We start from the raw sequence: 22,771 nt of genomic DNA, 5'->3' as shown, positions 1-22,771 counted from the left end.
ATAATTTATTACTAAGTGGTTTTAATATCGAATTATTAGTTAAGCACTTGTCCAAGCATTTGACAAGGTCTCAGCCTGCTTCATCACCAACTCAATTGCTTCGGCTGATTTATCAGGTGGATACTTCCAGCGCTGCAAAGTAGGACGACTAATATCTTCAGCTGAGCATGTTAGCGGCATTTAAAAACTGACCCCCTTGGTTAATATAGCGGTCATTTTGGACTGCTCAACATGTTAACTTTGGAGCAAGCAGTGACAATCCAAATACTTCATCAGCAAGGTAAATCTATTAAAGCCATTAGTCGTGAACTGGGGGTGTCCCGAAATACCGTACGTAAATATTTACGGCAGAAGGAAACACCTCAGTATCGGCGTACACAACCTAGAACAAGTATTCTTGATCCATACAAACCCTATTTACTCCAACGTGTAAACGCAGCTCATCCTGAATGGATTCCTGCTGTTGTGCTCTACCAGGAAATTTTAAGGTTGGGATATCCAGGAAAGATCAGGATCTTGAGGGAATATCTTGCAACATTAAAACCAGTTGCTAAACCAGAACCGATCATTCGTTTTGAAACCCAACCTGGCCAACAAATGCAGGTGGATTTCACGACAATTCGACGCAACAACACGACTTTAAAAGCCTTTGTCGCAACATTAGGGTATTCCAGAGCGACTTTCGTGAAATTTTATGATCATGAACGTACCGATGCATGGATCGATGGTCTAGAAAATGCATTTCAGTTCTTTGCAGGAGTACCTCAGGAAATCCTGTTTGATAACGCTAAAACGATCATGATTGAACGGGATGCCTATCAGGAGGGGCAGCATAAATGGAATCCCAAACTGCTCGACTGCGCCAAGAAATACAGCTTTCGTCCTCGCGTATGTAAGCCCTACCGTGCACAGACCAAAGGCAAAGTTGAACGCTTTAATGGATACCTCAAATCAAGCTTTATTGTGCCATTGAAAGCAAGCCTGAAGACTTCGGGTTTACTGTTAGATGTTGATGTCGCCAATGCCCACATTGGCCGGTGGCTGCATGAAACCGCCAATCAGCGGATTCATGCCACCACGCAAGAAAAACCGGCTGTTCGACTGCAACAGGAGCAGCAAAAATTTACGCCATTACCGCTATCAGATACAGGTTTCAGCACTGTACCTGTTGCAGCAGCACAGCATGTCATGCCCTACGAGAGTTTGCAGCATCCCTTATCAGTATATGACCAGTTGCTGGGAGTTTCCTGATGAATCTGCAATACGACCGTATAGAGCAACTTTGCCAAAAGCTCAATCTGCCTGCCATCGCATCACAATGGTCACATCATGCACAACAAACATTAGGTCAAGATGGAAGTTATGCCGACTTTGTTGAAGCTATCTTGACGCATGAATATGCTGCCAGGCAACAGCGCAGCCAGCAGGTCCTGATGAAACTCTCAGGCCTGCCTCAAGTCAAAACCCTGGAAGACTATGATTTTAATTATGCCCTAGGGGCCCCTAAATCACAGGTGATTGAACTGTTCAATCTGAGCTTTATTGCTAGAGCAGAAAACGAGGCTCGTGCTGGTCTATTGGAGTCGATTCAACTTAAACGTGGTCCGTTAGGCATTGTTTCTCAGTCTGTTATTGAGAATCTAAATAGTACAACCGATACATCGGTGAATTATGGCTATCAGTTTGGTAATGGTCTAGAACATCATGAAATATTAGATAAGCAAGGGCGTATTATCAGTTCGGGTAACGTCTATACAGGTGAAACTTCTCTAGATTATCTCAATCAGGAATCTTCCCCAAATAAAGTCAATTATCGTTACAAAACTGAAGTGGGTTCTCAAGCACGACAACAATTTAGTCCAGGATTTTCAGATCGTTTGCTTCAACTCGATCTATTTAGAAAACAATCAGAAACCCAACTTTTACCTGTCACTGCATCTTCTTCCCAAAATTTCAACCATAGTTTTAAAGTGACTGCTAAATATGGTAGTCAATATGATCAGCTTGGTCGTAAGCGTTGGGCAATTGAGGACGATAAAGTTCTATTTTTTAGTTATGACAGTATTGATCGCCTAGTTAAAGTGCAATATCTCAAACTCAATGAACATCAAACTGTCAGCGATTATTTTATCAACGATATTCAGTTAAATAAACACACCCTAGCTGAGTATAAATATAACCTGTTTGGTCAGCGTATTCAGAAGACGGTAGCATCAACCACAGGGAAAGGCACAAAGACCACTTATTATTTTTATGATGGCAGCCAACTACTAGCTGAAGCTGATGATCAGGGTGATATTGAAAAATCCTATATCTGGATGAATCAAACGCCTGTTGGCATGATTGCCAATAATGAGCTGTATTATATCCATGTCGACCATCGTCAGGCGCCTATTTCTCTCACCAACGCCCAACGTAAAGTGGTTTGGCAAGCTGAACTCAGTGACAACTTATATGCTTCTCCCCTTGCCTATAATCATGGTCGACTTGGTTTTATTAAGTTTAATTTACGAGGTTCTAATCAGTACTTTGATGCTGAAACCAATTTACATTACAACACCAATCGTTATTTTGATGCCAAGAATGAAAAGTACATTACACCCGACCCATTAGGTTTAGCCGTTGGCCCTGATCTGTATGCTTTTGCTTTGGGACAGCCTCATTCAATGAATGATCCGTTGGGGTTGGCTCCTAATTTAGTTACAGATAATCAAGTTAAAAATGCCTCATTTAATCAGAAAGTACAGGACATTATTCTAAGAGCAGTTCCTCAATTACCTAGTATCATAGGTAATGCATTACTGGAAATGGTCCAACCAGCAAATTTAGCAACAATGGGAATCATATTGGGAGTTTGGGCAGTAGCCCAAGCAACTCCTGCAGGATGGCTTGCAGATCTCGCATTGATTGGTTATTCAATCTATACATTAGGATCTGGAATTATAGATCTTTATAAAATGTTCGTTAATTTGAATAATGATGCTAAATGTGCAAAAAATGTTAATGCCCTTAATAAAGCAGCAGATAGATTAGCCCGCTCTTTAGTCACCAGTACAGGCGAAATTGTAGGTGGATTAACAGGTACATGGGGTATCAGAGCTACTGGAGGGATTGAACGTATAGCAACAGGTCTTAAGACTGTTTTCAATTACGGAAAGAGGCAAATATCAAAAGTACCAACTAGCATACTTAAACTTACAGTCAAGAGACCAGATACAAATAATGTTAAGTATCCTGATAGCGTTATAAAAAATATGTCTGATCCAAGTAAAGTAGTTTGGCCTCCACAGTCACTATATCCAAATGGAGCTGTTAAGGGTTCAGCCAAAGATATAACTTTACCTGTTGGAACCGTATTAGATAGATTTGGTAGTCCTAGAGGTAGGTTTTTAGGAGTGTATGGCACCCCCTATGAAATGAGATCATTACCTCCAACATCATTAGATGATATCTATTATGTATATAGAGTTCTTAAACCATTACCAGTAGAGTCTGGTAAAATTGCACCATGGTTTGGTATGAAAGGTGGAGGTATTCAATATTTTAGCAAGACCAATGTCGAAACACTTATCAAACAAGGTTATCTAGAAATCGTAGCTGGGCCTATTAAATAGTTTTGGAATAAAACATATGACTTTTAAGTTTTTGCAAGCATGTTATGGTTCACAACCAGTAATTTATCAAGATATAGATTTATGGAAAGTTGACTGGGTAGAATCTAATGAACCACAAATCCTATTAGAACCAAGACTAGGAGAAAAATATTTATTCGATATTTACTATACAAACATTAATAAAAAGAAAGTTAAATTCGCATTTCAGGAGGTCACAAATAATGTTTATGTTTTTTTTATTGATGAATAATATGAAATTTAAATTCCTACAAAGTTCGTTTGAAAATTAACCAACCTATTATAAAGGTTATGATTGATGGAAATTAGAATGGAAAAAATAAAGATGGTATTAATCAATGTGAAGAAGTATGGCTTGATTCAGCAAGTCAAAAATATTCTTTAAATGTGTACGATGCTGTTTTACCTAATAAGGCCAAAATAGTTTTTTTAGCTGGAGAACTATCAAATGGAGTATATGGTTTTTTTGTCCCCGATGATGAATAAATGATTTATTTAATTTATCTTAATCTTTCTAAAACAGCCAATACAAAAAAGTGGGCGTCCGTTCTTCCCACCATGGGCAGCCAATAAATCTGTTTTAGATACATGGTTAAATCCAGGAGAAAAAGTTTATATGTTAGTAGAATAAAGGTGCATCCAATAGTCCCCAATCAATAGGCGGCTGGGCTACACCTCAACAATTTGGTTCTTTAGATGAAGCAAGAAAATCATTGGCATTGTTACCTGAGTTTAAAGAAACTGCTAAATGTTGTGATGTACTCGAACTTACAGTCACAAATCCTATACCTGTTCGTAGCGGTTGGGCAGGACCATTAACGTCTAAACAAACTGGTGAAAACTATAATGGTGGTGCAAAACAATTTGAATTTTTAATGAGTATGAGCGATAACAATTGGTTAAAATATTTTGATAAAAACAAAGTGATAGTGAGTAAATTTAAATGAGATCAATAATTTTTAATATTCAAGATAGTTCTGATCGGAATTTTTATAATGTAAATAATAGTTTTACATATGAAAATAAAAAGTATGATTATATATCAGAACTTTATGATCAAAATGATTGGTCATATTCATCATGTTACATCTTAACATGGAGTTATAAAGGGAAAGAGCATCAAATCCTTTTCCCAACTAGTAGTATGTATTTTTTTGTTGATCCAATTAGCAATCTAATTGTGTGTAGCTGGTTTATATTAGATGAAAAACTCACCCATACTACTTATTTCTTTAACCTAGATGGAACGATTAATCACAAATTGAAGAACCCAGAAGTTGTATATTGCCGACTTGAGAATGAATTGAAAATCCCCTATAAACCTTTAGTTCCTTCTACAACTGATGACATGACACAAATAGGATCTTTTCCTGTAGAAGATATTCCAGCAACTATGGATTTTGATGAAGAACTGAATAGTTTAGTTGGTCAATATTATTATATTTATGATTGGGTACTATACCGAAAATACGATGCACTTCGTCAAGAATGGGGAGATATTGTTGGGCACAGTGGTCATGCTGGTTGAAGTATTTTATACTTTCAAATCATATATAAATTATTGAAATATAACAAGTTATGTATAAATGAGTTACTATCCAAAGGATAGCTTGAGAAAATAACAGGACTACTTGAAAAGTAAGGAGTGAACCGTACCGACTATATCGGAGACAGTTTGTTTAAGTGAGGATGGGCTACACCTAGCCAATTCAATAGTGTAGAAGAAGCGAGACAAAAACTTAGTTTACTTCCTGAATTTAAATCAAATGATAAATGCTGTGATATTGTTACTTTTGAAGTAAAGAGCCCCATTCCTGTTCGTGAAGGTTGGGTCGGTCCTTTAAGGTCTCAGCAGACAGGACAATCTTTTAATGGTGGGGCAAAACAATGGGAATTTTTAATAAGTAAGTACGATACAAACATGGAAAACTTTCTTCAATTAGTTCCAGGTTCAAGGAAAAATTTAAAATGACTAGATTTAAAAATCTTAAAGGTATTGATCCAAATGGCAATATTGTTAACTATGTCTCCAATCCACAAAAAGATAAATATGGATATTACTTCTTTCAGTTTAATCAAGAAACATCTCAATATATAGATTTTTAAAATTTTGGTGGTGATCTTGGAAATTGTAAAATATCTTGGGAATATGAAAAAAAATATCTTAGTATCGATATTTATAATTATAAGCCATTATTTTTAATAGATATTAACTATGATTTACTTTTAATTCCAAGTAACACACTAAAAGAAATAAGGAGTTCTGAATTCGAAACCTATGCTGTCTATAACCCGAATGCTACACTCAACCACTTAGTTACCCCTCCAAATATTGAAGAACATAAAGTTATAGGGCTGTCTGATGCATTTATTAGTCCAGACACAGGAATAACATTAATCAAAGTTAGTTGTAAATATGACTACGTGTATATAATAGAATATGATCCAGCCAAAAAGTTATGGGGGAGAATTATCAGAAACTATATAAGTAGGTGGTGATAAACTGAACCGTACCAAGTTTATCGGAGACTTTTTTATTTAAGTTAGGCCACCTAACCTAACGGGTTAATCTTATTATGGTATATTGCTTCAAACTCAAAAAGCGATACATAAGCTAATGCACTGTCTACACGCTTTTTATTAAACTAATCCACCCAATTTAATGTCGCAAGTTTTACATCCGCTAAACCTTGCCAATCTGCTTTTAAATATTCAATCACCTCTGTTTTGTATAAGCCATTCACCGTTTCAGCCAAAGCATTATCGTATGAATCACCAGTCGTACCGACTGATGCTCGTAAATTTGCTGCTTCTAAACGATGGGTATAACGAATGGAAAGATATTGCACACCTCTGTCGGAATGATGAATCACATTCTTTGGCATGCCTCGATCGTGCAATGCTTGCTCTAATGCATCGAGCACCATATCTGTATTCATTCGTGTAGATACTTTCCAGCCAACAATTGCTCGTGAGAACACATCAATAATAAAGGCGGTATAGACCCAGCCTGAATGAGTTTGAATATACGGGTGAGTAGACCAAGGGAATTCACCCTTAGCCCCTCGCAGAACCGGACATGAACCTCTCAGCTCATCCGGCTCCCATTATCCAACCGATGGTAAACATCCCATTTTCCAGTGCACAAAGGCATTTGGAAAATCACGCGCAAGTCGCCCTAAGGCATATCTAGCCCGTCTTTTATGACGGGCCCCTAACGGCATTTAAAAACTGCCCCCCCTTTGTTAATTTAGCGGTCATCTTGGACTGCTCAACATATCAAAGATCACTCTCGCAAATATGCTGGCCTTCGCCGGATCAGACAGCAACTGCATCATCTGTTCCTGATGTGCCGCACTGCTACCAAGAATGGCATCATCCATCGCTTTCGGGAAATCACCCAGCATGGCCTGTTCACGGGTATTGTTGGCGATCTGCTTCATCACAATCTCATTTTCCGCCAGCTTGTCACGTACCGTATAGGCATAGTTGAGCATGTCTTTATCGGTTAGGTTATCAGTGATAAAGACATCATTCAGACGCTCTATAATCTGTGACAGGAACTCTTCTTTCTTGTCACGTGGCTTGGCTGCACCGAGGTCATTGCCCGGTTCTAGCTTAAAATCTTCGGCATCTTCTTTCAGCTTGATGTCTTGCTGACGAATCTTGGACAAGCGGTAATGGCTCATACTGACATTACTTAGATCTACCTCATCGTCTTTCGTTGCGGTTTCACGCAGCAATGGACGCAGGTTACGCGCATACAGACTGAGCTTCTCCAGTTCTTTGTCATCGTAGTCCACGATCTGTGACATAAACTCGTAAAAACGGGTAAAGCTTCCCAAGTCTTTTTTAAAGATTTCCAGCTTGTCTTTTTCAAGCTTGGCCTCTTTAAAGGCATTGTCGGCATTGGCAATCAGCACCGCATCATTGGTTTTCTTGCAGCGTTCCAGCATGTCTCTGGTGGTGTTATAGGCTTCGATGGCCTGACTATAACGTTTCTGCCAGCGTTCAACCGCGGGTTTGCAGATATTACTGATCGCAGCATTGGATTTGTTCTTGGTAAAGAAGGCTTCGACAAACTGCTCGACTTCCGTCCACAAGAAAATCTTGCTGGCTTTCAGCTTTTCAAACAAGTCAAAGATCTGATCCGGATTGGAAACATCGGCTAATTCTGCGGTTTGGTAGTAAGGCTGGAAGGCCCCAAGAATGTCTTCAGGATCGTTAAAGAAATCCAATACAAAGGTGCCAGATTCCGCTTTGCCTGGATAGGTGCGGTTCAGGCGTGATAAGGTCTGTACGCATTCCACACCGCCAAGTTTCTTGTCCACGTACATGGCACACAGTTTCGGTTGGTCAAAGCCAGTCTGGAACTTGTTGGCCACCAGCATCACCTGATAGTCATCACTATCAAAGGCCTTGCGCATTTCCCGTCCTTTTAGCCCCGGGTTCATGTTGCGTTCATTAAAGGTCTGCCCGACTAAACCACTGCTGTCGGTATCCTTGTCATTAAACTCAACCTCACCCGAGAAAGCGACCATAGCCTGAATGGACTTATAGCCCTGATCCGTCACGTATTTGTCAAAGGCCAGCTTGTAACGCACCGCTTCTTTACGTGAACTGGTCACCACCATGGCTTTGGCCTGCCCACCCAATAAGCCCATCACGTTATTTTTAAAATGTTCGACAATGACTTTCACTTTCTGGGAAATGTTGTGGTCATGCAGGCGTACCCACTGATTCAGTCTGATCTTGGCTTTTTTGGCATCGACCTGTTTGTCGGCTTCTTCAATTTTCTGTTTGAGCTTATACACCACTTTATAGTTGGTGTAGTTTTTTAGCACATCCAGAATAAAGCCTTCTTCAATGGCTTGACGCATGGAGTAGACATGGAAAGCTTCTGGCTTGTTCTGCTTGGAGGGTGGTAGCTCAGGATTGGGCACACGGCCAAACAGTTGCAGGGTCTTGTCTTTCGGTGTCGCGGTAAAGGCATAGTAACTGAGGTTATTACTGCCCTTACGTGCAGCCACCACCGCATCCAGAATATCTTCCGAAGACAGTTCAGCATCCTCTTCGCGCTCTTCCAGCATCAACACTTCTTTGAGTTGTCGTGCCGTAGAGCCGCTTTGTGAAGAATGCGCTTCATCGGCAATCACCGCATAACGTCGCTGTTTCAGATTGGTACTGTTTTCAATCGCACGCAGCACAAAGGGGAAAGTCTGGATGGTCACAATGATAATCGGCTGTGAGGTTTCCAGTGCCTTGGCCAGTTTTTCCGATTTGGAGCCATCGCCTTCTTTATTATTGATGCGTCCGACCACGCCATCGGCATGTTCAAACTGGTAGATGGTGTCCTGTAACTGGGCATCCAGAATAGTACGGTCAGTGACCACAATCACCGAATCAAATAGTTTCTGATTGTGTTGATCGTACAGGGTCGACAGCTGATGCGCTGTCCAGGCAATCGAGTTGGACTTACCTGAACCTGCACTGTGCTGAATCAGATATTTCTGTCCAGTGCCCTCCTCTAAGGCGGCATTGATCAGTTTGGTGACCACATTCCACTGGTGGTAACGTGGGAAGATCAGCAGTTCTTTTTTGTACTTGCGGCCTTCCCAGTCTTCTTTTTCTTCAATTTGCAGATGGACAAAACGTCCAATGATATTCAGCAAATTGTCCGGTGTGAGAACTTCATTCCACAGATAGGCGGTGGCGTACTGATTCTGGTCTTCTGGCACATCATTGCCTGCGCCACCGTCATGCGTGCCTTTATTGAATGGCAGGAAGAAAGTATCTTCTCCGGCCAGCTGGGTCGCCATATAGACTTCGTATTGACTCACGGCAAAGTGTACCAATGCGCCACGCTTAAACATCAGCAAGGGTTCAGGCTTGTTGGTTTCTGGATCTTTCGGCAAGCGGGTGCGTTTGTACTGCAACATGGCATTCTGCACCGCCTGTTTAAACTCGGACTTGAGTTCCAGTGTTGCCACCGGAAAGCCGTTGATAAACAATACCAAGTCAATACGCCATTTCTTGGCCTGTTTGCCCATGTCCTGTAACTCGGCAGCGGTGGCATAGGGGCTATAGACCAACTCTGGCACAATGCGGCAGATGTTCTTTTTGTAATTGGCTAAGGTATCGGGATTCAGCGCATGTTCTGGTTTAAATTGACAGAGGAAAAATCGTGCGCTGCGGGTTTTCACTCCGTGACGCAGCACACCTAAAGTGCCAAAGCTACGTGACTGTTCATCAGTGGCATTGATGTCGGCTTTTTTCAGCTGGGCAACCACGGCTTCTAGAAAAAGCCGTTCGGTATCTTGCGGAAAGATGCGCTGAAACTTTTGCCAATCCTGGCTTTGCGTCTGCTGTACAAAGTCCAAAACGTCCCGCTCATACAAGGCGGTTTCACGGTTGTAGCCTTGTGGCGTACCGAGTTGCCAACCTTGTGCCAGCATCTGTTGAATGATGTCGTTCTGGAAAATGCTTTCACGGGTAGCGTCTAGACTCATGCGCTGAACTCCGTGTCTGCCTCAGCAACTGTTGGGGCTTGCCAATTGCGCACGTCTATTTTACCCGTGACAGCGGCGGAGATGAGAGCAGTTCGGCGTTCTTGCATTAAAGATATTTGTTTGTCAGCTTTATTGATCAAATTGTCAAACTTAACAATGATTTCTTGTATTGCATTTATAATTTTAGTTTGTTCATGAATTGGAGGAACCATCACTTTTACTTCTTTCAAATGACTTGGTCCAAAATTCGGTTGACAAGAGCCTGTCATCATTAAGCCTAATTGCTCTCTTGTAGAAATTGAAGATAAGATATGTCTTATGTAATTTTGATCAATGATTTTGATCGGCAGTTCATTAAGTCTAATAGTACTTGTATTTAAAATGACCAATTCATCATCATCATACGTAGCTATTTTCCCCCATGAGTTACCTGAACTAGATAATAAGACATCTCCTTTTTTCACAGTAAAATGCTGGTAACTTTGTATATATTCAGAAGTAGAAATAAATTTCTCTAGCTTCGAAAAATTAATACCATCTTCTGTAATATTTGTTACACATATAACTCTGGTACCACTATCAGTGAATTGCCATGTCCGTAACCCTGGACCTTCTTGCATAAAGACAGCTATTCCTAATTTCATAATCTTCCAATGCTCCGGCACTTCCCCTAACCATTCCACACCCGAATCTTTCATCGGGACATTGGGGTTTAAACCTTTAGTCACGGCATGGCTAATCACCGCCTGGCGTTTTTCTTTGAGCAGTTCAATCAGTTGTTGTTGTTTTTCAATCAGGTGATCGATTTTGGTGGTTTCGTGGTGGAGGAAATTAGCGATTTGAGTTTGTTCGTGAATAGGTGGAATACACTGCTGTAAATATCCTATACGCTCTGCTTTAATACCTAGGGCTGTCGAGCCTGTGGCAAAAGTCATTAAGCTATCTTGAAACTCTTGAGACAAAATAAAATATTTTAGGTAAGTATTATCTAAAATATCTTTCTTACCTCTAAACTTAATAATTCTTTGAGCTAAAGCAATGTTCACATTATCAATTTGAGCCACTTCGCCTAACGGAGCTTCAGTCGTAAAAAGAACATCACCGAGTACAGGTATCCCTCTACTCATAATTTCATCATAATCTTTAAAAGCTACGTATTCTTGAGATAAAGAATAGTCAATAATTCCATTTTTGATATTTCTTGCAGTGACGAGAAAAACCCCTTCATCCATCTTTTCAGGGGTCTTTCCACGATAATCTACCGTAGATTCTAAATACTTTTTGAAACCTGCAATAATCCAATGACTAGGCACAGCTCCAAGCCATCTAACACCTGAATCTTTATATTCAACATATTTCTGATACTTCGCCATTAAGAATGCACCTCTTGTAGAAGTTCCATAATTTCACGGCTCACCGCATCTAAATCCGCATCAATCTCAGCTAAATCACGTGGTGGTTGGTATACGTAGAAATGACGGTTAAACGGAATTTCATAACCGACAATGCCAATCTCGCAATCCTTTTCATCACGCTTGTCGGCATTGATCCAGGCATCAGGTACATGCGGTTGGACTTCACGTTTAAAGTAATCTTCTATCAGCTCTGTAGTGCTGACTTTTGGATTCAGTGCAATGTTCTCCGCATCACGCAAGTCACCATCCTGCACAAACTCAACAACTTTACCCTGATAGCTGAACTGGCCATACAGTGGGTTTTCTGCCTGTTTCACGACTTTATTAATCACCGGTTCCGCTTCAGGATTCTTCCAGGTAATGGCGTCTAACAGTTGTTTCTTCTCTTTGGCATCCAGCTTGATGTCGGTTTGCTTGAGGGCTTTCTTCAAGACTTCATCAAACTGGTTAAAGTCATCAAACTGCTCAGTGCCAATCACGTTCTGTAACACTTGGGCTTTTTCCATCAAGGCTTTCTGGAATAGCCAGATTTTGCTGTCCAGTACCTCTTTAATGTCTTTTTCTTTTAGCTCAGGGAACTCGGCTTTAATCAGGGCACGAACTTCAAGCGCAACGTCCTGCAACTGACCATAAGTTTCTGCTGTCCACACTGTACCAAAGGCTGTGCCCAATTGCGCATCGATACTTTGCATCACGGCATTAAACGGTTTTGGCGCAAAACGTAATGCAGCAATCGCGCTATCCGTGATCTGTGTCGATAAACGTAATGGACGTTCAATGGTTACGCGACGGTAGCCAAATTCATGACTATCAAAAATCTTGCTGGCGAATGGTTTTTGCTGTTCGGTTTCGCCATCCTGCGCCAAGGTGTCCACCGCCACAAAGTCACCGTAATTTTGGGTAATGGTGGCAATTTCAGCTTCAGTCAGATAGTTACGTTTTGAACCCAGCGACTTACGCATTTTGGTACTGAGGTTTGAGGCATTAATCAGCTGTACCTTGCCTTTACGTTCAGCGGCTTTTTTATTGCTGAGTACCCAGATATAGGTGGCAATCCCGGTGTTGTAGAACATGTCATTCGGTAAAGCAATGATTGCTTCCAGCAAGTCAGCTTCTAAAATGTAGCGACGGATCTCGCTTTCACCACTGCCTGCACTACCGGTAAATAAAGGTGAACCATTCAGGATAATCCCGATGCGGCTGCCACTCTCGCTACTACTGGCATCACGCATCTTGCTGATCAGGTGCATCAGGAATAATAGTGAACCATCCGATACCCGTGGCAAGCCTGCACCGAAACGGCCATCAAAGCCCTTGTGTTCATGCTCGTCCTTGATGTCCTGTTCGATCTTTTTCCAGTCCACGCCAAAGGGTGGATTCGACAGCATGTAGTCAAACTGATCCACAGCAAGCTGGTCATTGGATAGGGTGTTACCCAGTTTAATCCGGCTGACATCCTGGCCTTTGATCAGCATGTCGGCTTTACAGATGGCGTAGGATTCTGGATTGAGTTCCTGACCAAAGGCACGCATCACCGCATTCGGGTTCAGCTCATGCAGATATTCCATGCCTGAAGACAGGAAGCCGCCTGTTCCCGCAGTCGGGTCGTAAATGGTACGGATAATGCCGTCTTTAGTCAGGACGTCATCATCTTCCATAAACACCAGTGCCGTGGTCAGACGCACGATGTCACGCGGGGTAAAGTGTTCCCCTGCGGTTTCATTAGAACCTTCAGCAAAACGACGGATCAGTTCTTCAAACACCAAGCCCATGTCATGGTTGGATACGCTCTTTGGACTCAGATCCGTGGTGGCAAACTTTTGCACGACTTTATACAAAAGGTTGGCATCATCGAGTAAGCCTGCAAATTCGATGAAGTTAAAGTATTCAAAAATCTCACGGGCATCTTTAGAGAAACTTTGCACATAAGTGCTTAAGTTGGCCTTGATGTCACTCTGCCCCATTTTGCTGAGATCCATTGGGGAGGTGTTAAAGAAGGCTAGACCGTTGGTGGCACGCAGCAATAACTTTTCTTGAGCTTCTTCTGGCAGATTCAGCTTGGAGACTTTTTCATGTTCCACCAGTACCGCTGCCTTGCTTTCTTCCAGTACACACTCCAGACGACGCAACAAGGTAAATGGCAGAATGATGCGGCCATATTGCGATTGTTTGAAGTCACCACGCAGCAGGTCAGCAACCGACCAGATGAAAGAAGCGATTTGAGAAAAGTTATTGTTGGTCATAGTGGTGAATCAATTCCTGAATTCTTATCAGTGATCAGTATCTGGCGACACTTCGGTTGCTAGAGATAATACTGATAATTTTTTAACTGTTGGATAATATTATATTATTTAAAAGCAGATTGTTGATTATTCATTTATTACATGACAGTTAAGCGACAAATTTTGTCGTCTGGTTTCAGATTTTTCTCATAGAAGGTTCATCCACCATAACGCTACAACCCTGCTTTTGAAAGCCGTGCCTATTTATAAGCCCATCTGCTAAACTAGGCTTACATTACCTTTGTTCAAGGAAATTCCGAAATGCTAAACACTCTCGAACAGAAAAAAAAATATATCCAAGCTACGCGCTTGCAGAATTATCAAGCCAGTTTAAAGCTGGAAGGCATTAACCCGTCCTCAACCGCACCGGCATTAAGTAAAGCTCAGATTCTACAGAAATATAAGAAATTCTCACAGACCTCGGAATCGTGATCAGGCTTCCTTATGGATAAATATGGTGAAATGGGTGACAGCATTTACTGTTACCCCGACTCGGACGTCCTCAAAAACAAACTGAACATTCAGGATGCTAAAATTCTGCAACAGGCAGAACTGGAGTTGACTGAGTATGCCAGCACACGAATTGAGTATGCGGAGCCACCTTACGATCTCAAATACCTGCAATCCATTCACTTTCAGCTCTTTTCAGACCTGTATGTCTGGGCAGGTGAACTAAGACAAGTGGATATTGCCAAAGGCGATACCCGCTTTTGTACCTTCCCGCGTATTGAAATTGAAGCCAATAAGCTCTTCAAGCAACTTGAGCAGCAGCACTATTTTCAAGGTTTAGCCAAACCAGTACTTATCCAAAAAATCGCCGATTTTTATTGTGAAGTCAACGTGATTCACCCATTTCGTGAAGGCAATGGACGCACTCAGCGTATTTTCTTTGAGCATTTACTCGCCCACTGCGGCTATGGCGTACAATGGGATAAAATTGACAATAAAGAAGTTTGGATTCAGGCCAATATTGATGGATTCAACTGCCGGCTAGATGGACTGATCGCTATTTTTGAAGCCTGCATTATCACTCCTGAATAACAAAAAAATTAAGGGAGCCGAAGCTCCCTTCAATTAGTGACTAGCCAACTTGTTCAGAATCCATTAATTGACTTACCAAGCTGACTAGATAATTCAACTGTGCTCAATTCACAGCTCTAACACTCTGCTGCAACCCCTGCTGAATCTCCTGCACATAGCTCAATTGCGCTGAATGCTCTGTATCTACAGCACTGTCACTGTGTGGATAAAATTCCTCCAGCAATTCCACCCCCTCCTCTGCATGCACCTCAAACTTGGCATTGGCAAAACCCTGCCGTGCAATCTGATCTAATGCCGCCTGATCAAACCCTGCCTGCTTCCCCTGTTGGTCAATCTCCTTGGCTGTCTGAATCGCGGTTTGTAAATCCACGCCTTCCCGTAACGTTAAATCTACGTAATACACGGGCTGACGATAGCTTTGGGTGGTACTTTTTCCCCTTAACGTGAGTTGCAATGGTAAACACGACAACAAACCACCTGATGCTGCATGGTAGTAATTCAAACGTGCTGCCAAAGTGCAAATGCTGTTAAAACCAGTGGTTCTGAAAATAAAAGTCCCAAACTCATCGGCTTCGCCTAAATTGACATGCAGGCGTGCATAAGGCTTGCAATGTCCGCCTTGTCCAAGTGGGCATAAATCGGGGGATGGACAAGGATGTTGCTCTACACCTTGTGATGTCATACGTTGGCAGGTTTGACCATTCCCCACACAAATCGGGCGACCTGTCTGTCGGTCAAACAAGCTGTACTCGGCACGTAAGTTCAATTCAGGGTCATTGAAGATCATACGTACAGGGATGCTACGTAACTTTTGATTCGGTGCTTGACTACGCAATTGCTCATCCAAGGGGTGTTTAATCCAACCGTCCTTACCCTGTATTTGACTTGTAATGGTGAACTGATCGTCTTTCTCTGGCAGACGCTTGCCATTCTTTTCTATTACACGGCCAATACTGATCCGCCCAAGAATTGGCGGTGTAATGGCTAGACCTTTAATCATGTTGAAATTCCTCTGTCGTTGATATGTTTAGATGTGTTGCCCTGTGTGCTTAAAATAAAATCGGCATAAAAAATCCCATGCGGGGCTGCACGGGATTTCAGGTTTCTTCTTACTGAGTGATTGGCTCTAAGCTTTGAGCTAATCTTGATAAATGTTGAAACGACGACTGCCTGCTTTCTGCAATGGGTACTGTTGAATGAGTTCAGGTTGGTGCTGAAGTAAGGACTTGATGTCTAAGCTGACACTGTCCTTGCTCTTCTTCCATGTCACTGAACCTTGCTGAAATACGGCACGTTCATGTTCCTGCATCAGTGCCTGAACTCGGTGTTTGAGTAGATCAAACTGGCTTTGGTGTTGTTCAATCTGCTGTTTTTCCTTTATCAGCTGATCAAACAGTTCATTAGCAAGTTTCACCTCCGTTAGATCAACACAGCTCAGTGGGGTATGTTCAGGATAGAGCTGCTGTAAAGCTTTGGCTGCGGATTCACTGGCATCGACTGATGGCGGAGTATCCGTTTCCACACATTCCCAGAAATAACGCTCTGCCTGAATGATGTGTTGAATCACTGATTCAGACCGTGTCACTTTGAAGATTTTGGTTTCATGCCCACAGATCAGAACACAGACATGTGCAGCCTGTTTGCCTGTTACCGCAAGTTGGTGTTGCACCTGACACAGCACGTATAAAGGCACACCATCTCGCCACAATTTTGCTCCATGCTCACCTGCGGTTTTGCATTCCAGGATCTGAACGTCCTCACTACCGACCACCGTGTAATCCAGATTGGCTAACATAAAGTGTTTATCAGGATCAGGATGCTGAAGCACGGCATTGACTCGTCTCACTTTATTATTGGTATGCAAGCTGTAATACTCAGCAACCAGTGGCTCTAACTGTTTGCCCCAATACAATGGTGCAACGCCTGAGCTGTCATCATCAACGTTCTGCTGAGTTCGACCAGTTTTAATCATCCACAGTTCCAGCATCGATATATAGGGATTCAAGCCACAGGCAGCTGCGGCATCACTGCTGCCTATTCCCTGTTTACGCACTTCAAGCCATGCCTGATAGTCCAGTTGTTTGGTGTTGATCAGACGTTTGGCATTTAAGCTACGTTTTGAACCTGATTGACTTTGTTTAAGCTTGTCATTGGCTACAGTTGGTAAATACTGAGATTGAGACGTTACTGTTGGGTTTATAATCTGATTCATGGGTTTATCCTTCTATCATTGATTTTAAAACGGCATAAAAAAAGCCACATCCGAAGATGTGGCAAAGAGGGATACGAGATAAAATTTAGGCTGCAAGATATAAAGCTTGCTCCAATCCACGTTGTTTCAATGCTGCGCCTGCACCAAACCATGCAGAATCAAGGCGGTGATCGGTACTCATCGCTCGACGTTCATGGTCGACAAATTCTGTGATCGCACAAAGCAGTCCATAGGCGGTGTCTTTGGCTGAAGATAAGTCTGCCCCACGTCCCTGACCGTTAAACATATTCATGACTTTGGTCATGGCACGTCCATTCGGTTCAGTTTTATTGGGCTGTGGATTGGCTTGGGACGCGACATTACGGTAGTACTGAATGATGTTATCCTCCTGTTCCATCGCACTTAGGCTATTGTTGTTAAATACCGCATCAAAATAAGCTGCTGCTTCTTTCTGAGTGACTTTACGTTGGGTAAGTTGTTTCATTTCATACATGTGGTCGTACCATGTTTTCACTGAAATACCGAGTTGATCTTTAACCTTGTCGGCATCAAACTTGGTACTGTGCGGTACTTTGACCACGCCTGCATTGGAACTCTGTCCACGCAAGGCAATGGCTAAAGTGTTGTTACACACCACACGGATATTGGTGAATTGTGCTGTGGTGGCTAAAGTGCCGTCACATGCGGTTGCTAGCAGAATATAGCCATTGCTGACATCCCCACCTTTCAATTCTGCTGTTTGGCCTGTACGTGCCAAGGCCCAGAACTTTTTCCCACCTTTTAAGACACCCGCAGTTTCCAACTCAAACCCCGATTGTTCGGTCAGGTCACGGTAGAACTCCAGAATTTCCATCGGTTGGACTTCTTGATAACGCTGACTCACCACCGATAAAGGCGCATGAGTATCTGAACGGTACAATACCCGCTGTTCCTCATAGGGCATAATGATGCTTTGTCCACGATCATTTTTAGCCATGTAGCTGACATTGGATGATTCAATACGCCAATCCATACCTGCTTGCTTGGCCCAGACTTCAATCGGTTGGTTTTGGCTAAGTTGATTGCCTAGACCATGCCATGGGGTTTGACCGACATACGCCATTTGTTCAAGTTGATGTGCCATTTTGATTATTCCTCAAATAAAAGTGAAAGATGTAAAGATGCAGAAATGTGCTGTAAGGGTTTAAACAATCCATCTATTCAAAGATGTAACCATGTAAAGTCAGAGATGCGATTACGGCACCCATGCAAACGCTTGTTGACAATCCAAACAGAGATACTGCTCGGCATTGCTGTAGTATTTTTCAAAGGCATACTGACTCACCACCACCAGTACGCCACCCACCACTACCCCAACAGCTGCACCGAAGAGCGGTGAAAAGCCTGACTTGCGAGCGACCTGCATGCCAAACATCGCCATCTGTGTTGGTGAGATACAACGTTGTAGTTGCTCAAAATAATTGGCATGCGCATTGCCTGAATCGGTTTGTCTGACCTGGGTAGACTGACAGTAGGGACATCGAATAAAAGACATGGGTATTCCTTGCGAAATGAATTCAGTGCGAAGAGCGAATTGAGGACATAAAAAAAACCGTGCCCATTGAGGACACGGTTTGATTTGGTGTTTCATCTAAATTTAAATGCTGTGTTTTAACATTTAGAATGCAAGACGGTTATTGAAAGCTATAGCTTGCAGTGCCTTTATCTGTTTCGACATCAACCTGCACCACATTACTGTAGCTACAGTCTGTTAATTTTAGTCTTAAACGTTGCCCCATCTTAAAATGCTGCGGATATTCCAATGATCGACGATAGCCTTCATAACGACATTGTCCATGATTGACAGAAACATGGCTGACATCGATAGGCTCTGCAATATTGGAACGGATGGTCAATACCGTAGCGGATTGATTTTGGGCATACCAGTTACTGGTATCAATTACATCGAGTTCGACCGTAAACGTGTTTGGATCAAGACCTGCATTACAGCCACTCAACATGATGCCTGTCGTTGTAGTCACTGCGAAGAGTAAGGGTTTTAAAAGTTGCTTCATCTAGTTCATCCTTAGCAGTAGTTATAGCTCACGCCATAATCGCCTGTATTTAAATCAATGCTAGCCAAATGGATTTCACAGTCTGTGCCGTTATCAAATTTATAAACGTAGTAGCGATTACCCGCTTGCTCCGACTCCAGTGCGCCATGTTCTTGCAAGCTAAAGTCTTGCACTGATTTGCCTGTATCTTTTGCGGCTTTGGCAAAGATATAGCGTTGATACTTGTCTATATTGTCCTGCTCAAATTCAGGCAGTTCATCATAAGGCAGCATCGACAGTAAGGTATCCACAGCCTTAAGGTTTTGATCAAACTCAAAACTCAGCAATTCAGGTTCATGATCTGATAGACTTAGACTTTTTCTTCCCGTGGTCAATTCTTTGACATCAATCCCATCCACTTCTGCTGCTGCAATCTCAGTGGATACTGCTTCTGAATTGGCAGATTCTAAAGGTTGTGCAGAGCTGACCTCAGAAGTGTTGGCTTGAACCGTTTTTTCAGTTGGGTGTTTAGGGCTAAAGAAGTATAAGCCTGCGATGCTGATCAAGGTCAGGGCTAAGATTGCCGCCAAGCCCAATATGGTTTTTTGGGTCATTTGAATGCTCCCCATTTTTAGTTGGGCACAGTGACTTGACCATTCTGCGCATTAAAGTGAACAAAGCGTGGACAACCACCTTGAAAGTTCACCGTGAAATTACGCCAACCACGGTTGCCAGGATTGGTTTTATAAAGACATTGATAAACCCCACCGCCTGTATGACGTGCTTGAACAAGGTAGGATTCACTGGCTTGTGCAAACCAGCCTGCCTGCGCCAATGATGCGCCTGCAAGTAGTGATGAAATCAGGGTCGTTTTTAGGAAAGTTTTAAACATCATCATTTTCTCTTTTTTATAGGCATCACTGGTCTTAGTCTTAATCAGACGCAGTGTTCCCCATGTCATAAATGTTGGAATGAATATCTATGTTTTTTTGAAGTGTTATAGACGATAAAGCACACAAATCTATGCCCCTCAAAACAGCATGAGAGATTCATCTTCATATCGGTAATATGTACTTAAAAAAGTTTTATTCTTAGAAAGTCATGGACACAGCTATGCATTGACTGCACGGCATCAGGTCTAATCACCCAACAGCACAAACATGAAAAAAGAGAAATATAAAAGACGGTCTTGATGTAAGCGCATGGCGTACTCCTTAGGTATTAGAGCTCTACCACAACCACTGTCAATTGATGGTGGCAGAACGAGAAAGGGTTGACAGACTGAACCTAAGAATCAGCACGCCCGAAGGCGTCCCTCCCCCGTCCTACCGCAACGCAGGAGGGACGAACGAGTTCGCCACCAAAAAATTACTTTTTTGATGTTCTTAGGTAAGAGTCTGTCAAAACCCGCTGACGATGTAGGTCAGCAGGTTAAGGATAATCTGCACGCTGTAGAGCGTCAAGCAAGCTAAGTAAATGGGGAGTGAAAATATTTATAATTAAAAAATGCTTGAATAAGAATATAGTTAGATTTAAATACACCTTATTAAACTATATTCCTTAATCTTCCAAATACTACCAAAAGAAATCAATCCAATCCGAAATTTGATGAGGGGTAGGTTGTGGGGTAAAATCACAGACAAAAAATAAGCCCTTGTAAAAACAAGGGCTTATTTAGATATTTGGCGGAAGCGGTGAGATTCGAACTCACGGAGGACTCACACCCTCGTCGGTTTTCAAGACCGGTGCATTAAACCGCTCTGCCACGCTTCCAATGGCGGCTATCATATAAAGAAAAATTCAGCTTGGCAAATATTTTCTAAAAATTATGATCCAAATGTTCAAAATAAAATCAAAAATCAGTCATTTTCTGCAATTTCAGGCTTTTCATAGCGTATCGAATTAATAAACCAGCTCTTTTTGCCTAACGGCGTCTGCACTTCCACCTCATCATCTACCTGTTTAGACAACAAAGCTCTAGCCATAGGTGAATCAATCGAAATATGTTGTGGATGATGATCATAAATTTCATCCACGCCCACAATTCTCAAGGTCTTTTGCTCGCCTTGTTCATTTTCAATTTCGACCCATGCGCCAAAATATACTTTACCCTCTTGTTCTGGTGCAAAATCGACAATACGCAGCTCTTCTAAACGCTTGCCCAAATAACGTACCCGACGGTCAATTTTACGCAAAAGCTGTTTGTTATATTGGTATTATAACCCCACCATATAAAATACTATTACCTAATAAATTAGTTTGACAATTGATCAATTACTGATACTTTGAATGTTAAACATCCTAAACTTCATACTAAATAGTATATGGCTTATGTTAAGAAAATTTATGTAAATTACAAAGATTGCTCCACACAAACTACTTTGGTCTTACCATGTATCTTGACTGAGAAAGGAATCATTATTTCTCATTTACGTTATTTGGCATGGTTCAATTCAAAAAGTGAAGCATGGAAAGAAAGATCTTGTTACGCGCTTAAACTTTTATTGGAATATATTAATGCTACTCCAAACCTTGATAGTGCCACAAAAGTCCTAAAAGCCTTCACTGAGGCGTTAATCACAGGCACTATACATTCTCCCAATAATACTGACCCACTTGAACTTTATTGGAGACCAAGAACAGTTCGAGATACAAATAATTTACTATTCCATATCACGCATTACACAGATTTTTTAGCTCTTCAAGATGAACATGCAACGAATAGAGTAAATCCATTTCGTAAAGCAACAAATTATGAAGAACGTCTGAATTGGTGTGCTTATTACCATAAGCAAGCAAATGTTTTTCTGAATCACTTAACCAAGAAAGATCTTTCTCTACAAAAAGTGCGGTTAGTTGGAAGTTATAGAGAAGATTTAATTGATTTTGAATATGCTGTACGTTTCCCAGAAGATCAAATTGAAAGACTTTTATATCTAGGTTTTGAAAAGAACGGGGTAATTGATTACAAATCCCAAGCTATCACTATGTTAATGAATTATGGTGGTCTAAGAAAAAGTGAAATTTTTCATATTTACACTTCAGATATTACCTTAAACCCTAACAAGCCTAAAGAAGCCCTAGTTCGTGTGTATCATCCTGAATTAGGTACCTCTCCAGATCCTTATTTCAAAAACCGACGAGAATATTTATTAGCCAAAACCTCTTATAAACCTCGGAATAATTATCTGTTTTCTGAAAGATTGTATGCTGGATGGAAAACACCACTACTGACTTCAAAATTAGGCTACTTTGAAGTCGTTTTTAATCCTCCAGAAAAAGCTAAAGAGTTTTTATTAATCTGGGCAAACTATCTCAAATATCAACGCGTAGAACCATCAAAAAGCAACCCACACCCTTTTGCATTCACAAATACGTTGGGTGAACCTGAAACCATAAAAAATTTCCAACGACTACATAAAAAGGCAGTTGAGCGAATAGGTCTCACCTGTAAAAAAAGTCTTGGTACAACTGAACATGGTCATCGACATGCCTATGGATTTCGCGCACGCCAAGCTGGTTTGGTAATACCCCCATTTTTAATTGAATTAATGGGTAGAAAATCTAAAGCCTTGTTATTGTTTAAAAATAGGTGGACAACCATTTACTGACATATGAGGTCGTTCATGATTATAAAAGTACTGCCA

General features: G+C 41.6%; 17 protein-coding genes, 1 tRNA gene and 6 pseudogenes. 9 read left to right on the top strand and 15 right to left on the bottom strand.

Annotated elements, in window-relative coordinates; all coding sequences use genetic code 11:
- Positions 1–39: 39 nt before the first annotated feature.
- Positions 40–167 (bottom strand): annotated as a pseudogene (locus FTU39_RS10650) (type I restriction enzyme endonuclease domain-containing protein); the annotation flags it as partial.
- A gap of 64 nt (positions 168–231) precedes the next feature.
- Between FTU39_RS10650 and istA the strand changes: the two are divergent.
- The 6 genes and pseudogenes from istA (at position 232) to FTU39_RS10620 (ending at position 5,160) form a co-directional block, all read left to right on the top strand.
- The gene (istA, locus tag FTU39_RS10645; protein WP_180052159.1) at positions 232–1,251 is read left to right on the top strand and encodes an IS21 family transposase; all 1,020 of its coding nucleotides are present in this window, start codon (positions 232–234) and stop codon (positions 1,249–1,251) included.
- Positions 1,251–1,559: pseudogene (istB, locus tag FTU39_RS10640) on the top strand (IS21-like element ISAba8 family helper ATPase IstB); the annotation flags it as partial. The gene istA and the pseudogene istB, both read left to right, overlap by 1 nt.
- Before the next feature lie 759 nt (positions 1,560–2,318).
- A complete protein-coding gene (locus FTU39_RS13860) occupies positions 2,319–3,614 on the top strand; it encodes a glycohydrolase toxin TNT-related protein (RefSeq protein WP_306670398.1) in 1,296 nt (431 codons plus the stop codon).
- Positions 3,615–3,630: 16 nt separating this feature from the next.
- The gene (locus tag FTU39_RS10630) at positions 3,631–3,864 is read left to right on the top strand and encodes a hypothetical protein (RefSeq protein ID WP_004677522.1); all 234 of its coding nucleotides are present in this window, start codon (positions 3,631–3,633) and stop codon (positions 3,862–3,864) included.
- A gap of 481 nt (positions 3,865–4,345) precedes the next feature.
- On the top strand, positions 4,346–4,579 hold the full coding sequence (locus tag FTU39_RS10625; RefSeq protein ID WP_180052158.1) for a hypothetical protein: 234 nt from the start codon (positions 4,346–4,348) through the stop codon (positions 4,577–4,579).
- Positions 4,576–5,160, top strand: a complete 585-nt coding sequence (locus FTU39_RS10620; protein WP_180052157.1) for a hypothetical protein — start codon at positions 4,576–4,578, stop codon at positions 5,158–5,160. Before FTU39_RS10625 ends, FTU39_RS10620 begins: the two co-directional genes overlap by 4 nt.
- A gap of 1,024 nt (positions 5,161–6,184) precedes the next feature.
- Here FTU39_RS10620 and FTU39_RS10615 read toward each other — a convergent pair.
- From FTU39_RS10615 to FTU39_RS10600, 5 genes and pseudogenes are all read right to left on the bottom strand, one after another.
- A pseudogene (locus FTU39_RS10615) lies at positions 6,185–6,664 on the bottom strand (IS3 family transposase); the annotation flags it as partial.
- A 75-nt stretch (positions 6,665–6,739) separates the two neighbouring features.
- Positions 6,740–6,844, bottom strand: a pseudogene (locus FTU39_RS13965) (reverse transcriptase); the annotation flags it as partial.
- Between the two features lie 45 nt (positions 6,845–6,889).
- Entirely contained in the window at positions 6,890–10,141 is a 3,252-nt protein-coding gene (locus FTU39_RS10610) for a type I restriction endonuclease subunit R (protein ID WP_180052156.1), read from the bottom strand.
- Entirely contained in the window at positions 10,138–11,514 is a 1,377-nt protein-coding gene (locus FTU39_RS10605; protein ID WP_180052155.1) for a restriction endonuclease subunit S, read from the bottom strand. Before FTU39_RS10605 ends, FTU39_RS10610 begins: the two co-directional genes overlap by 4 nt.
- Positions 11,514–13,799 carry a class I SAM-dependent DNA methyltransferase gene (locus FTU39_RS10600; RefSeq protein ID WP_180052154.1) on the bottom strand — a complete coding sequence of 762 codons (2,286 nt, stop codon included), beginning with the start codon at positions 13,797–13,799 and terminating at the stop codon, positions 11,514–11,516. Before FTU39_RS10600 ends, FTU39_RS10605 begins: the two co-directional genes overlap by 1 nt.
- 300 nt (positions 13,800–14,099) lie before the next feature.
- On the opposite strand from FTU39_RS10600, the gene FTU39_RS10595 reads away from it, so the two are divergent.
- Together FTU39_RS10595 and FTU39_RS10590 are read left to right on the top strand one after the other, a co-directional pair.
- Positions 14,100–14,270, top strand: a complete 171-nt coding sequence (locus FTU39_RS10595; RefSeq protein ID WP_000935322.1) for a YhfG family protein — start codon at positions 14,100–14,102, stop codon at positions 14,268–14,270.
- A 12-nt stretch (positions 14,271–14,282) separates the two neighbouring features.
- Positions 14,283–14,879: a putative adenosine monophosphate-protein transferase Fic gene (locus tag FTU39_RS10590; RefSeq protein ID WP_180052153.1), complete on the top strand. Its 597-nt coding sequence runs from the start codon at positions 14,283–14,285 to the stop codon at positions 14,877–14,879.
- A 103-nt stretch (positions 14,880–14,982) separates the two neighbouring features.
- Here the strand turns inward: FTU39_RS10590 and FTU39_RS10585 are convergent, their stop codons facing one another.
- The 9 genes and pseudogenes from FTU39_RS10585 to FTU39_RS10545 all read right to left on the bottom strand — a co-directional run.
- Positions 14,983–15,879 (bottom strand): hydrolase or metal-binding protein, encoded by an 897-nt coding sequence (locus FTU39_RS10585; protein ID WP_180052152.1) that lies wholly within the window; start codon positions 15,877–15,879, stop codon positions 14,983–14,985.
- 138 nt (positions 15,880–16,017) lie between these two features.
- Positions 16,018–17,091: a YqaJ viral recombinase family protein gene (locus FTU39_RS10580; protein ID WP_180052151.1), complete on the bottom strand. Its 1,074-nt coding sequence runs from the start codon at positions 17,089–17,091 to the stop codon at positions 16,018–16,020.
- A gap of 85 nt (positions 17,092–17,176) precedes the next feature.
- Complete coding sequence (locus FTU39_RS10575; protein WP_180052150.1) at positions 17,177–18,214, bottom strand: DUF932 domain-containing protein; 1,038 nt, start codon at positions 18,212–18,214, stop codon at positions 17,177–17,179.
- 111 nt (positions 18,215–18,325) lie between these two features.
- Complete coding sequence (locus FTU39_RS10570; protein ID WP_002126054.1) at positions 18,326–18,625, bottom strand: hypothetical protein; 300 nt, start codon at positions 18,623–18,625, stop codon at positions 18,326–18,328.
- 139 nt (positions 18,626–18,764) lie between these two features.
- Positions 18,765–19,145, bottom strand: a complete 381-nt coding sequence (locus tag FTU39_RS10565) for a hypothetical protein (RefSeq protein WP_002058070.1) — start codon at positions 19,143–19,145, stop codon at positions 18,765–18,767.
- 11 nt (positions 19,146–19,156) lie between these two features.
- Positions 19,157–19,738, bottom strand: coding sequence for a hypothetical protein (locus FTU39_RS10560; protein WP_180052149.1), 582 nt, complete (start codon positions 19,736–19,738; stop codon positions 19,157–19,159).
- A gap of 17 nt (positions 19,739–19,755) precedes the next feature.
- Positions 19,756–20,016, bottom strand: a complete 261-nt coding sequence (locus FTU39_RS10555; protein WP_002058491.1) for a hypothetical protein — start codon at positions 20,014–20,016, stop codon at positions 19,756–19,758.
- A gap of 791 nt (positions 20,017–20,807) precedes the next feature.
- Positions 20,808–20,897 (bottom strand) — tRNA-Ser (locus FTU39_RS10550).
- 86 nt (positions 20,898–20,983) lie between these two features.
- A pseudogene (locus tag FTU39_RS10545) lies at positions 20,984–21,340 on the bottom strand (GreA/GreB family elongation factor); the annotation flags it as partial.
- Between the two features lie 108 nt (positions 21,341–21,448).
- Between FTU39_RS10545 and gmtY the strand changes: the two are divergent.
- Positions 21,449–22,648 (top strand): annotated as a pseudogene (gene gmtY / locus FTU39_RS10540) (gamma-mobile-trio recombinase GmtY); the annotation flags it as partial.
- Positions 22,649–22,771: the final 123 nt, after the last annotated feature.

The organism is Acinetobacter sp. YH12099, from assembly GCF_013419195.1.
Lineage (GTDB): Bacteria > Pseudomonadota > Gammaproteobacteria > Pseudomonadales > Moraxellaceae > Acinetobacter > Acinetobacter towneri.
Note: the sequence above shows the minus strand (reverse complement) of the source record. Positions and strands in the feature narration are given on the sequence as shown.